The following is a 14506-nucleotide window of genomic DNA, read 5'->3' on the forward strand; positions in this document are numbered from 1 at the left end:
TTATTTTTTAACTTTTATAAGTTCAGCTTCAATTCTTCTATTTAAGGCTTGACCTTCAGCAGTATCATTACTTGCTATTGGTTCATCAAATCCTTTTCCAATTGCTTGAATTCTTGAAGACTCAACTCCATTTGCAACTAATAAATCTTTTATTGCATTTGCTCTTTTTTCAGATAATTTTTGATTGTAAGAAGCTGAACTTTTATCTTTACTTGCATGTCCTGTAATTACTGTATTAAACTCTTTATTATCATTTAAATATTTTGCAAAAGCTAATACTTTCTCTTTAGTATCTTCTTTTACAACAGCTGAATTATTTTCAAATAAAACTTCTAAATTTATTTTATTTGTACAACCATTTTCATCAACTGTATAACCAGCTGGTGTATTAGGACATTTATCTAATTCATTAATTACACCATCTTTATCATCATCTAAAATAACTTTTTCAGCTTTTTTAGGTACATAAAGGGCAATTGCAACTACATTATTAAGAGTTTTATCTCCTCTATTTGTTTCTAAGAATGCTTTGTCATAATCAACTCTTGATTCTTCAATAAGTACATCTTTATTTACACCATTTTTTACTAATTCATCTTTTATATTTTTTGCATAACTTGCAGCTTTGTTGTAACTTTCTTCTTTATCTTCCATAGCTTGTGTATGTCCAATAACTGTAACTTTAATATCTTCATCTTTGTATTTATTAATTACTTTTGCAACTTCAGATATATTGTTATCATTTGAATCAAAATTATCCATATTTACAAAATCAAATCTTTTTATTAGTGCAAAATTATCATACATTAAATGATTATCTAAAGGTGTCGATTTTATATTTTTGTTTGCTGCCACATTAAATTCATAATCATATAAACCTAATTTATTAGATTTTTTTGGACTTTGTTCAGAATAAGCAATTACACTATTTAAATAATCTTCTTTATTTACAGTAAATCTATTTACTGAATTCTCAACTTCACAACCATTTGCATCTACTGTTGCACCAAATACAGTTTCTGGACATTTATCTTTAGAGTTTGGAACACCGTCTAAATCAGAATCTTCTTCTTTTTGAGAACATCCATAAGGAGTAATATCATCATTATTTTTAGAATTATCACAAATATCTAAAGAATCAACTATTCCATCATTATCTACATCAAGTTTTACTGGTAACTCATCTTTTACTACTTCAAAAGGTTTAAGAGTTGGAGAAACAATTTTGTCATAAGCTTGTTCATCTTCAACAACTGCATTTACTAATAATCCCATTGCATCTAATATTCTATATTGAGCAAAAAGTTTATCCATTTGAGCATTTATAATTTGACTTTTTGAATTTACTAAATCATTTTGTGCAGATAATAAATCAAGTAAAGTTCTTCGTCCCATTTCATACTCACTTTGATAACTATCTAATGTTTCTTGTGAATATTCATAATATTTGTATAACTCTTCAAGTTGTTGTCCTAACATTTCATAAGCTGACCAAGATAACTCTAATCCTTCAATTGTTTGTCTTTTTAAATCTCTTTGTAATTCAACTTCTTTATTTATCGTACTTTTACTTTTTTGAACGTCAGCTGTATGAGCTCCACCTTTGTATAAATTCCAACTAAGAACAACATATGCTTTTAATCTATCATCTGGCATATCAAAATTATTTCTTCTATTAACATCATTAAATACTTGTTCTACTTCTAAATCTACTGTTGGATAAAATTTACTTTTTTTCTCTTTATATAAAGCCTGTGCACCTTTGATATTAAAATTACTTACTAATATTGAAGGATTATTTTGAATCGCATACATTGTTGCTCTTTCTTTACTTTCAGGCATTGCATAGTTTAATGCAGGAAGAGTAAAAGAAGAAATATCTGCATCTCTACCTAACAATCTTTTAAATCTAAATTCTTTATCTACACTATTGTTTTTTTGAACAACTAAATTTGATTTTGCAAGTGATAAAGAAGCATAAATTTTTGTCATTTCAGATTTAGTTGTTAATCCTTGATCATATAAAGATTGAACATCTTTATAAATTTTTTCATTTATAACTACATTATCTTTTGCATTTTGTAATAATTGATAACTTCTAACAACATCTAAATATGCTCCTACCATTTGAAATGCAATATCATTTGCATTTTCTAAATAATGATGAGCAGCTCCTAAAATTCTTGCTTTTTGATAATCAATTTTATGAGTAGTACTAAATCCATTAAAAATATTTTGTGTAAGTTTTAATGACTGTGTGTAGTGATTGTATCCTTCATCTATAACATTATGATTATAACTACTTTCATTTGTTTCATCTTTTAAATTACCAGCTTCATTTCTCCCAAAAGTTGCTCTATAATCAAGAGATGGAAGCCATTCTGATTTTGTAATTTCTAAATCTTGTTGTGTTTCATTAAAGTTTTTAAGTCTTTCTTGTACTATTGGATTTGTATCCAATGCTTCTAAAACACTCTCTTTTAATGTTAAAGCTTGTAAATTTATACTAAATAAACAAACACTTGCGACTACACTTATTAGTCTCTTCTTAACTTTTAATTCCATTTAAATCCCTTTGATTAAAATATAATTTTATAAATTACTAAAAAATAATTTATAAAATGATGACTTACGTTGAATTATATATATGAGAAGTATCACAAAAGTATCAGTGACAATAATTTAAGACAGTTTTTTACTTATTTAATTAAAATTAATTTTCTTTTGATAAAATCCTTCATCAAATTGGCTTTTCTAGGGGAAAATGAGTTGATTTTACATTATAAAAATAGGATATTTTATTGCTAAATATTAAAATAATTTTTCTAATTAATACTTTTTTATTATTCATTTTTTCTGTTTTTTTTATTATTTATTTTTTGAAAAATCCGCATAATAAAATTATTAAATTTATTACATATTTTGTTTCATCATATTTCTTGGGATTTGTCTTATTTATTTTTAGAAATCAAATTTCTGATTTTTTTTCAATAGTTATTGCAAATACATTATTTGCAACTGGATCATTAAATTTATATTTAGCAACTAGAGCCATAGTCAATTTAAAATCTAAATGGGAGTTTAGATATTGCTTACCTGTCTTTATTATCTTTATGGGACATTATATTTTCACATATATTGATTTTAATATACATATGAGAGTAATAATTTTTAATCTTTTTGCTATGGTTTATACTTTTTTCTCATTTTTGTTCTTTTGGAAAAATTCTTCAATAAAATACAGAATTTTTGACAAAATATCATCAATAATATTTTTAATTGGTTCTATTATATTTTTTATTTTATCTTTATACTCTTATTCAATCAATATATCAGCATACTATTTTAGTAATACAGATTTTTTTCTTATCTTACCTAATTTATACATACTTGCATTAAATTTATGGATTATTAGTTTAATAGCATATAGAATCAAAAATTGATTTTATATCCTTCATTAAAAATATTTAGAATTGTATTTTCAGGTAATTTTTTTCTTAATCTTTTAACCATATTTTTAAGTCCATTTATTGTAATTGATTCATCATATCCCCAAACATGTTCAAAAATTTCTTCATAAGTGAATACTCTATTTTTATGTGAAAAAAGTAATCCTAAAAAATTTCTTTCTTTATTTGTAAGCTCAATTACATTATTATGATGCTTCAACTCTTTTAACTGAACATTCCAACTATATTCTAAAGACAAATTAATTTTTTGTATAGGAGAAACATCATATTTTAATAATTCACTTATTGTCAATTCTAAAGCTTCATTTATCTCTTTTCTACTAATTGGCTTAACTAAATATTTTGTAAGTTTTAATGTTACAGCCTTTAACAAAAATGATTTATCAGAATGTGCTGTTAACATAATTGCTTTAGTAGAATAATCATTTTCTCTTATTTTTTCAAGTAATTCTAAGCCATTCATTTTTGGAATATTTATATCAACTATCATAATATCTGGTTTTTTTGATTTATAAAGTTCATAAGCTTTTTCTCCATCTTCTGCTTCAAAAACTTCACTAAAAAACATTTTTAAATATGTAACATAATTTTCTCTAATTGCTTTTTCATCTTCAACAAATAATATTTTATATGGATAAATATTTTCCATTATTTTTTTCCTTTTGGTATTTTTATTGTAAAACACGCACCATTTAATTTATTTTCAACACTTAAAGTCCCCAATAAACCATTTTCGATAATCATTTTAGCCATATAAAGACCTAATCCTGTTCCTTGTAATTTACGCTTTGTAGTAAAATAAGGTTCAAAAATCTTATCTAAAAGATCAACATCAACTCCTAAAGCATTATCTTCTATATCTATTACTATATTGTCATCTTGATTAAAGGCATTTATATTAATTTTAGGTGAAGATATTTTCATTATAAGTAAAGCATCTATAGAATTATTTAAGATTGTAAGAATAACTTGTTGTAATTCTTCTAAATGACTATTAATTTCTAAATCTTCTTCTATATCTACAATTACTTGAATATGATGTAAATGTATTAATCCTTTTACAATATCAATTGCTTTTTGAACAGCTGTTTCAATCTTAAAAATACTTGTTTGTTTATTTGGACTAAAAAAATTTTTAAAATCATCAATAGTTTTAGACATATATGCAGTTAAAGATTCAATTTCTGTTAACTTATTTTCAACAATTTGATTTTTAAATTTATTTTTATTCAATACTACATCTATTAAAAGAACAGAAGAGTTAATTTGAGCCAAAGGTTGTCTCCATTGATGTGCAATATTTTCAATCATTTCTCCCATTTGTGCTAATTTACTTTGATGCATTAGCATTATTTGTTGTTTTGTATTTTTTTGAATTTCATTTTCAATTCTTTTTTCTAAAGAACTATTTAATTCTTCTAATTGTTGTTTTGCTTCTTGAAGTGATAATTCATTATTTCTTTGTTGAGTTATATCATAACCTATATGAAGTAATTCATTATTTGGAAGTCTAATATTTGCCCATTTTGTAATAATTTGTCTTCCATTTTTAGTCATTGGCATCCACTCTTGATAAATATTTTCACTATTATCATTAAAAGCATCAAAAATTCTTTTTTGAATCAAAGGATCAGGATAAAATAAATCTAAAGGATTTTTTTCTTCTTTTATTTCTTTAAAACTCCAACCAAAAACTTTTTCACACTCTTTATTCCATAAAACAACTTTTCCATCTTTATCAAAAGCATCTAAAAGAACAGGAGCTATATCAAAAAGTGTTCTAAACTTCTCTTCACTTAGTTTTAACTGCTTTTGAATTAGTTCTTTATTTTTTATCTCTTCTGTTAATTTTAAATTCCAATATATAAAAATACAAATTAACACTATTCCAAAAAATAGTGTTTGAGATAATAATTGATAATCACTTTTTACTTGATACTTGATATTATTCCATTTTTGCATAAAATAAGTTCTATCATTACTATCAATAGATAAAAGAGCTTTTTCTAATATCTCATTTAATATATGCTCATCATTCCTTGAAGCTATACTTAAATAAAATATTTCAGAAAATTGTCCCGTTATATTTATATTTGACATATTATTTTTTTGTATTTCATGATTTATAACCATAGAATTATCTAAAAAACCAAAAATCTTTTCTTGTTCAACAAAGGCTAATCCCTCTTGAATTGAATCAACTTCTATTAAATTTATATTAGGATACTTATTTTTTAATAATTCTACAATTGAATAATTTTTTACAACACCTAATGTCTTATCTTTTATACTTTCTAAATTACTAATAAATGGCAAACCTCCTTTTGTTGCAACCACTAAAGGTGCTTTAATATAAGGAGATGTAAAATCAAGATATTTTTTTCTTGATAATGTTTGTTCTGCAAGAGATAAAATATCACAATCTCTTCTTTTTATTTTTTCTAAAGATTGAGACCAACTATGAGTTTCAATAAGATGAATTGGTAATGCAATTTTTTGGGATATTGCTTGTATAAATTCAGCAGCAATACCTATATGTTCTCCATTTTCAATTTTTTCCAAAGGTAACCAGTTTGGATCAACACACATTTTCAATTCTTTTTTATTTGCTAAATATTCTTTTTGTTTAGGTGTTAAATCAAGAGTATTTAAATCATTTTTATATATAAATTCCTCTAATTTTTCTTTTGATTCTTTAGGCAAAAGTAATGAGTTAGCAAAACTATCTGAAATTAACTGAACTCTTTCAAAATCAATACTTCCTATAGGATAAATGTTAGTTAACATTAGATATTCAATTTGATTTGCTTCAAAAAGTAAAGCTTCTTTAGATTTATTTTGAGTATTATATTTTTTTATTATTATATCCGCTAACTCTTCTTTATGTTTTAAAGCATATTCCCAACCTTTTATAGAAGCTTTTTTAAATTTTTCAACTCGTGTTGGGTTATTTATTAGTTCACTTTTAGTTGTAAAAAGATTTAAATCATAAAACTTCGTTCCAAAAGCAGCTGGATCTAAAATATTATATTTTACACCTAATTTATCTAAAGTATAAATTTCGTTTGTAGTAAAAACACTTAAGGCATCAACTTTTTTAGTAATAAAACTCTCTATTCCAAATTCTCTAGGAACATTCCTAAAATCATTTTTTGTAACATTAAACTTATCTAACATTGTTAAAAAAATTTGTTTGTGGCTACTATCTAATAATCCCATAATTTTTTTATTTTTTAAATCAAGAGGAGTAAATATATCTTTTTGAGTTACCAATACTAAAGGGGATTGTTTAAAAAAGTTAGCTACAAAGATAAGAGGTTTTCCATTCATATAATCTGCAATTAATGCTGAATAAGTTAATCCATAATCAGCATTTTTATTTATTACTTCATCAACTATATTTTTTTTAGGATCAAACTCTATAAACTCAACATCAAGTCCCTCATCTTTATAAAAACCTTTTTCTTTTGCCGCATAGAATCCTGCAAATTCAAACTGATGTTCCCATTGTAATTGCAATTTTATTTTTTCTAGATTTGAAAATTCACTATTATTTGCATAAAGATTAGAAAGTAACAAATAAAAAAACAGTAATATATATCTCAATTCTTCCTCTTTATATAAAATTATCTATTTTGAAGATTTTATCAACAAAATACTCAACCATATTGTTATAAAAAACAGATATAAATATACTAAAGTAATCATTAAATCTGTCGTAGCAAGATAATTTATGGGAAATTTAATATTTGAAGCTTTAAAAGTTCGAACAGTAAACATAATAACTCCAATAAAAAATAATAATGAAGATATTAAATCAAAAATTTCAAATTCTTTTCTTCTATTTTTCCAAAATAATAAAGTTATAATAAAACCATAAATAATACAAAAAATTGAAAATATAACTATTCTCATCGCAACATCATAATAAACATATGTAAACAAAATTAAACCAAATAAAATAACTCCAATAGGAATAAAATAACGATCATGCCATTTTGCATTTAAATTCAATAAATCACGAATTCCAATATATAAAAATATGTATCCTAAAATCAATACTATATTTCCAATTATTATAGATAATAAATCAGGAATAACATTTCTTAAAGTAGTTAATACTTGACCTATAAAAAAAAGCACTGAAAAAAGTGCAAAATATTTAGGATATTTTCTTTGAGGTAATTTAAAGTAAAAAATTAAACTTGTTATCATTAAAAAAATCAAACTAAAAAAAGAAATTAAAATTAATATTTTTATATCTAACAAAAATTATTCCTAAATAATAATATTGAAATATTATTTTATTCAATTAATACAAAAGATTTAATAAATTTTTAATAAACAAAAAAATTATACATTTAATATTCAAAATTTTAAGTAAAATTTAAAACTAATATCTTTTTAGATATAATCACTAAAAAATTAAGATTAAAAGGAAAAATTATTAAAACTTTTACATCACTAAACTTAGATGAAAAAATTATTAATGCATTAAAAGATTTAGAATATGAAGAAGCAACTGAAATACAAAAAAAAGCAATTCCAGTAGCTTTAAAAAGAAGAGATATTTTAGCTGCAGCTCAAAGTGGTACAGGAAAAACAGCAGCTTTTTTATTACCTATTTTAGAAGAATTAATTGAAAAAAAGCAAACAAATAGTTTACCTATTTTAAGAGCTTTAATATTAGTTCCAACAAGGGAACTTGCAACTCAAATAGCAAAAGCTGTTGATGATTATGCAAAATATTTACAAATAGAAAAACTTGCTGTTTTTGGTGGAGTTTCTTCAAAAGAACAAGAAAGAAAACTTGCTAAAGGTGTTGATATCTTAGTTGCAACATCAGGAAGATTGATGGAACACTTAAAAAATAAAACAGTAGATTTATCAAGTGTTACAACAGTTGTAATTGATGAAGTTGATACTATGCTTGACATGGGATTTTTAGAAGATATTGAAAAAATTCTTCCAAATGTTGGACCACATAGACAAATTATGATGTTTAGTGCAACAATGAATCAAAATGTAAAAAAACTTGCAAAAGAATTTTTAACAGACCCTGTTGTAATAGAAGTTGCAAGTCAACGTTCAAGTGTAAAAATAATAGAACAACAAATAGTTTTAGTTGATGCAGATAAAAAAGCTGAACTATTATCATACTTAATTGGATCAAGAAACTATTCTCAAGTTTTAGTTTTTGTAAATATGAAAAAAGAAGCAGATGATTTAGTAGCACATTTAGAACTTGATGGACTTCCTGCTGAGTGTATTCATGGAGATGTTAGACAATCAGCAAGAGCAAAAGCTCTAAGAAAATTCAAATCTGGTGATATTAGAGTTTTAGTAGCAACTGATATTGCAGCACGTGGAATTGATATAGAACTTTTACCTGTTGTTGTAAACTTTGCATTACCAGAAACAATAGCTGATTACACACATAGGATTGGAAGAACTGGACGAGCTGGAAATGCTGGAACTGCAATCACTCTTTTAAGTGTAAAAGATTATAAGTTTATGATTGAAATTGAAAAAGAATTAATCATAAATATTCCAAGAATTGAGATTGAAGGTTTTGAAACAACAGAAAAAAAACCAAGACTTTTTAAAGCAAGACCTAAACAACTTAGCGTTAAAAAAGCAGAAGCTAAAAAAACTGCTCAAAAAACAGGATATACAAAAACAAATACTCCAAAAAAAGTAGCAAAAAAGAAAAAAACTACAAAAAGAGATGTAAATAGAAGTTTCCGAAAATAAAATATCTTAAGATATTTTATTTTTGATATATTCAACTTTAATTAGATGATATATATATTCCTTTTCTTCTTTAGTCGAATTATTTAGCATTTTCAAAATTTCTTTTTCATAGTTTATCTTTATTTCACTATTTCCAGTAAGTAAATAAATTTCATCTTCATAGCAAAATTCTGCTATTTTATTAACAATACTTACTGTTGGTTCATTTTTATTAGATTCATAATTCTGAAGAGTTCTTTTTGAAATATTGATTTTCTTTGACAATTCATCTAATGTTAGACCAGCTTTTTCTCTAGCTTCTCTCAATCTCAAATGTAACATTTTATTTCTTTATAGTAAAATTTTTCCATTCTTATTGACAATGGTGTAATAATTTGCTACTATTTCAGTAGTAATAAAATTATTAAGGGAATTATTTTAATACTTAAATAGCCAATTAACCGGCTATTCTACCAAAATTTTTATTTTAAGTAAAATAAGGTATCCATACAATCAAAATTTTTATAATTATTGTAAAAGATAAAAAAGGTCTAATAGTTGGCAATACATATTTATACAAAAAAAGAAATTGAAAATGTCATTTTAAAAAGTAATAAATTTATCTGTAAATGTTCTTTTATTTATAATAATACAATAAGAGAAATAATTTGTAAAAAAACAATAAAAAAAGAAATTATAAAAAAATATACTAATCATTCTTTTAAAGAATTTATTCAATTTATCTCAAAAATAGATTCTCAAAAAAACTATTATGAACTATTAAGAACTCATAAAAAATTTCATTTTTTGATCAATAATATATTATTAAATCATTTAGAAAATAAAATAATAACAGAAGAATTATTTGATAATTTACATTTTAACTATCAGAAATTAACAACTTCACTTAATGAAATTATATTAAGATTTGATTTTACTAGAAATCAATTGGATAAATTAACTGGAGCATGGAATAGAGAAATATTTCTTGAATTTTTAGAAAAAGAACATTCTGAAATGAAAAGAGGAGAAAAAGCTTTTTCTCTTGTTTATTTTGATATTGATTTTTTTAAATTTATAAATGATACTTATTCTCATAGTTCAGGGGATTTCATATTAAAAGAATTAATAAAACTAATAAAAGATAATTTGAGAGAATATGATTCTATTTCTCGATGGGGAGGTGATGAGTTTTTAATCTTATTACCAAATACTTCTATAAATGAAGCTCTATTTATTATAAACAGGATAAAAGAAATAATAAATCAAAAGATTTTTTCAACAAACTCTTTTGAAATAAAAATAACTTGTTCTTTTGGTATTGTAGAAGCAACTTTAGAAAAATCAATCAATGAAGTAATACATAAAGCTGATGAATTATTATATACTTCAAAACGATTAGGTAGAGATAAAATTGAGTGTTAATTAATATTTTTTCATTTCCTCATAAATTTCTTTTAAAGCTTCTAAAAAATAGAGATGATGATTTGGTGCCTTTGCTACCCTATAATCTTTTATTCCTAATTCATGTGCTAATTCGCCATACTCAAGAACCAATTCTCCTAAAGTTTCTGAATTATCAACAGTAAAAGATATAGGATAAACAATCACTTTTGAGCTAATTTCTTTAAGTTTATCTTCCATATATGGACGTAACCACTCCATTGGACCAAGTCTTGATTGATAAGCCATATGAATTTCTTTAAATCTTATATTTTGTTTTTCAAGCTCTTTTTTTGCATATTCAACATTTGCTAAAATATGTTTTTGATATAAATCACCTTTATTTATAGTTCTTTGTGTTAATCCATGAGCTGAAAAAATAAGCTCAAAATCGTTTGAATCATCATCTTTTAAAGCCTCTTTTATTCTCTCAACTATAGCTTTGTTATAAAAATCATTGTCATAATAACTATCTATTGTTTTTATTTTATTTTCTATTTTTAGATTTTTAGCAACTTTGATTAAATCTTCCCAAGATGATTTTGTTGTTGTACTTGAATAGTGTGGATACATAGGAATTGCATAAATTTCTTCATAATCTTTTACTTTTTCTAAAATATCTTTTGCAAAAGGATATGTATATCTCATCTCATAAAAAACATCAGCATCAACTATTTTTGATAAACGTCTTACTAATCTTTTTGTATGACCAACTATTGGTGAAATTCCACCTAGTTTTCGATAATTTTCTTTTGCTATTTCTAATCTTTTTGAAACAATAATCGCACCAATTAATGCTCTTATTGGTTGAGGAGCACCTATAATATATTTATCATTAAACATATTTTTTAGAAAAACTTTTACTTCATCTAAATTATTTGGTCCACCCATATTCATCAATATTATTGCTTTTTTCAAGTTATTTCCTATTTTCTAAAATTTCTTTTGTAATTTTGTGTCTATAATCAAACATTTTTTGCAAATCATTTCTAACAAACCATTCAAATAATTTTCCAAAAATTCCAAATGGCATATTAAATGTAATTACATCTTTTAATTCACTTATATTTCCATGTTTTATAAATATATGTTTGTGTTCCCAAAAAGCAAAAGGTGATTTTAAAGCCACATCAACCAACAAACTTGGTTCATCAATTTTTTCTATTTTAACTTCCCAAAGCATAGGAATAAAATACTTTGTACTTTTTATTTTTAATATTTTTGAAATTTGTGGTTTAAAATCTTTTGTTAGTAATTCTACTTTTGTGTCAGTTGGAGTTATTTTTTTAATATTATTTGTATCAATATGAAAATCAAATAAAGATTTAATATCACAGTTAATATATGAACTTTTTATAAATGTTTGCATTTTTACTCCTTGTATAAATCTTTTATACAAGGATAATTTACAAAAATAAAAGCTTGTTTAGTAGGTCATTTTTGTAGGTTTATAAGCTTCTTCTTTCTATATACTCTCTAAATTCTTTAGCACCCTCTTTTGAACTTGTTATTATTTCACCAATTCCATCAAAAGATATTTCAAGTTTTGATTGTTCTACACTTCTCATAGATTTTATTTTATCAACATTTACGATGTAAGACCTATGAATCCTAAAGAAATTTTTTTCATTTAAAAGTGTCTCTAAATCCCCTATTCTTCTTCTTACATAAGCATCTGCTTCTTTTATTCTTATTATTACTTCATCAAGGTCAGCTTTTATATAATAAATCTCATTGATATCTATCAAATAGAGTTTATCTCCTCTTTTTCCTAATATCTTTTTTGATTCATTTACATTTGAACTTTTAAATAATCTTATTTTTTCTAAAATATTTTTTATATCATTTGATTCAATTGGTTTAACTAAATAACCCATTCCTCCACTTTGAAAAGCTTTTAAAGCAAACTCTTCATAAGCTGTTTGAAAAACAATAAATGTTTTTGGCTCTATACTCATAATCGAATCAGCAAGTTCAAAACCACTAATATTTGGCATAGAAATATCTAAAAAAACGACATCAAATTTTGTTTTAGTTATCTCTTTTAGTGCAACAACTGGATTATTAAACTCTATAATATCTTCAATTCCATTTTCATTTAATAATCTTTTTAATCTATCAAGAGCTAATTTTTCATCATCAACAATCATTACTTTCAAAATTTATCCTTTATTTTTATTATAAACTTCATTTTTTCATCTGCAATCTCAAAATTCAAACTTCCTACTTTTTGAAGTTCTAATCTTTTTTGAAGATTTGATAATCCTGTACCAAATTTTGGATTTGTAGTTATTTTTCCATCATTTATTACAATAATACTATTTTTATCAAACTTTATATTTATATTTAGAATAGCACCTGTAAATCCATGTTTTATTGCATTTTCTACTAAAAGTTGAATTGAAAATTTTGGAACTTTTATATCTTTAAACTCTTCAAAATCATCAATTTTTAAAACAATTTTTTCATCAAATCTTACATTTTCAATATTTACATAAGTTTTTACCATAGAAAGTTCTGTTTCTAAAGTTATTAAACTCTCTTTATTTATGGCATTTCTTAAAAATTTCGAGATTTGAATAACTGCATTTTCAGCTTTTTTTGGGTCTTGATAAATTAATTCCGATACAGAATTTAAAGCATTAAATAAAAAATGAGGATTTAATTCATTTTCTAAAGCTTTTAATTTTGTCTCTAAAATTTGATTTTTTATCTCTTCATTTTTGTATTTCATTGAAATAAACTGATGCAAAATCAATCCAACTAAAAAAGTCAAAAATCCAATAGTGATTGATATATAAATCCAAAAAGGTGAAATAATATTTAAAATCTTTAAATCACCAAAAGAAAAAAGTAAAAATGAAAAACTAAATCCAACAAATCCAGATAAAAAAGAGAATATAAAACTAATCAAATACCAAAACTTTTTTTTCACTTTTGGAAGAATAAATTTATTTGAAATCGTTATCAAAAAAAATGCAAATAAAGAGATAAAAATAGCTGTACTTGTACTAAAAATAATAGTTGAAATATTTTGTAAATCATAACTTAAAAAATAGAAACATAAAGAGATAAAAAATCCAAAAAATGCACCAATTATGATTATATAAAGCCAATCTTTTGGTGATATTTTTAATTCAACTATATTCATTTATTTTCCATTTATTAAAAATTCTTCAATATCAAAAGCTATTTCATCAATTGCTTTTGTAGCCTCTTTATGTAATACTTTTGTATATAACTCTTCCATCAAATAATCACTTGGCTCTATATTATTTAAAATAGAAAGTTTAATATCAGGATTTAAAAACATATCAGTATTTATAACAGCTCCACTTGTTCCAATTATTACTAAAACTTCGCAATCATTAAACTCCATAAACATATCTTGATATTTAGGTGCCATTTCACCAAAGAATACAATATTAGGACGTAAAAAATTATCACATTTTGGACAAACTTCAAAACTACCTAATTGTTTTTCATAAGAAATATTAACTATATTTTCACAACTTTCACATTTTACTTCTTTCAAAAAACCATGCAAATGTAAAACATCAACACATCCAGCTTTTTCAAACATATCATCAACATTTTGAGTGATAACTGCTATTTTATCTTTATATTTTTCTTTTAAATTAGCTATTACTTTATGGGCATGATTTGGTTCTTTATCTTTTAATTCAACTCTTCTTAAATCATAAAAATTCAAAGTTTCAACTCTATTTTTTTCTAAACAACCTAACATACAAACATCTTCTATTTTGTGATTTTCCCATAATCCACCACTATCTCTAAAAGTAGAGATTCCAGATTCTGCACTAATTCCTGCACCACTTAAAATGATTACTTTTGCCATA

General features: G+C 23.9%; 12 protein-coding genes. 2 read left to right on the plus strand and 10 right to left on the minus strand.

Annotated features, from left to right (window positions below; all coding sequences use genetic code 11):
- The 4 genes from ABLL_RS08730 to ABLL_RS08755 form a co-directional block, all read right to left on the minus strand.
- Positions 1–2565 carry a TolC family outer membrane protein gene (locus tag ABLL_RS08730; RefSeq protein WP_014474430.1) on the minus strand — a complete coding sequence of 855 codons (2565 nt, stop codon included), beginning with the start codon at positions 2563–2565 and terminating at the stop codon, positions 1–3.
- An 867-nt stretch (positions 2566–3432) separates the two neighbouring features.
- On the minus strand, positions 3433–4119 hold the full coding sequence (locus tag ABLL_RS08740) for a response regulator transcription factor (RefSeq protein ID WP_014474432.1): 687 nt from the start codon (positions 4117–4119) through the stop codon (positions 3433–3435).
- Positions 4119–7076, minus strand: a complete 2958-nt coding sequence (locus ABLL_RS14735) for an ABC transporter substrate-binding protein (protein WP_014474433.1) — start codon at positions 7074–7076, stop codon at positions 4119–4121. The genes ABLL_RS08740 and ABLL_RS14735 overlap by 1 nt, the downstream gene beginning before the upstream one ends.
- A 24-nt stretch (positions 7077–7100) precedes the next feature.
- A complete protein-coding gene (locus ABLL_RS08755) occupies positions 7101–7739 on the minus strand; it encodes a hypothetical protein (RefSeq protein WP_014474434.1) in 639 nt (212 codons plus the stop codon).
- A 258-nt stretch (positions 7740–7997) separates the two neighbouring features.
- On the opposite strand from ABLL_RS08755, the gene ABLL_RS08760 reads away from it, so the two are divergent.
- Positions 7998–9224 (plus strand): DEAD/DEAH box helicase, encoded by a 1227-nt coding sequence (locus ABLL_RS08760; protein WP_083840927.1) that lies wholly within the window; start codon positions 7998–8000, stop codon positions 9222–9224.
- Positions 9225–9230: 6 nt separating this feature from the next.
- Here the strand turns inward: ABLL_RS08760 and ABLL_RS08765 are convergent, their stop codons facing one another.
- Positions 9231–9545, minus strand: coding sequence for a helix-turn-helix domain-containing protein (locus tag ABLL_RS08765; protein WP_014474436.1), 315 nt, complete (start codon positions 9543–9545; stop codon positions 9231–9233).
- A gap of 216 nt (positions 9546–9761) precedes the next feature.
- Here ABLL_RS08765 and ABLL_RS08770 point away from each other — a divergent pair, with 216 nt between their 5' ends.
- The gene (locus ABLL_RS08770) at positions 9762–10628 is read left to right on the plus strand and encodes a GGDEF domain-containing protein (RefSeq protein WP_014474437.1); all 867 of its coding nucleotides are present in this window, start codon (positions 9762–9764) and stop codon (positions 10626–10628) included.
- Here the strand turns inward: ABLL_RS08770 and hemH are convergent, their stop codons facing one another.
- From hemH to ABLL_RS08795, 5 genes are all read right to left on the minus strand, one after another.
- On the minus strand, positions 10629–11564 hold the full coding sequence (gene hemH / locus ABLL_RS08775) for a ferrochelatase (protein ID WP_014474438.1): 936 nt from the start codon (positions 11562–11564) through the stop codon (positions 10629–10631).
- 1 nt (position 11565) lies between these two features.
- Complete coding sequence (locus ABLL_RS08780; protein ID WP_014474439.1) at positions 11566–12015, minus strand: hypothetical protein; 450 nt, start codon at positions 12013–12015, stop codon at positions 11566–11568.
- A gap of 79 nt (positions 12016–12094) precedes the next feature.
- The gene (locus ABLL_RS08785) at positions 12095–12796 is read right to left on the minus strand and encodes a LytTR family DNA-binding domain-containing protein (RefSeq protein ID WP_258239372.1); all 702 of its coding nucleotides are present in this window, start codon (positions 12794–12796) and stop codon (positions 12095–12097) included.
- A 5-nt stretch (positions 12797–12801) separates the two neighbouring features.
- Positions 12802–13797: a sensor histidine kinase gene (locus ABLL_RS08790; RefSeq protein ID WP_014474441.1), complete on the minus strand. Its 996-nt coding sequence runs from the start codon at positions 13795–13797 to the stop codon at positions 12802–12804.
- Complete coding sequence (locus ABLL_RS08795) at positions 13798–14505, minus strand: Sir2 family NAD-dependent protein deacetylase (protein WP_014474442.1); 708 nt, start codon at positions 14503–14505, stop codon at positions 13798–13800.
- Position 14506: the final 1 nt, after the last annotated feature.

It is taken from the genome of Arcobacter sp. L (assembly GCF_000284235.1).
Lineage (GTDB): Bacteria > Campylobacterota > Campylobacteria > Campylobacterales > Arcobacteraceae > Aliarcobacter > Aliarcobacter defluvii.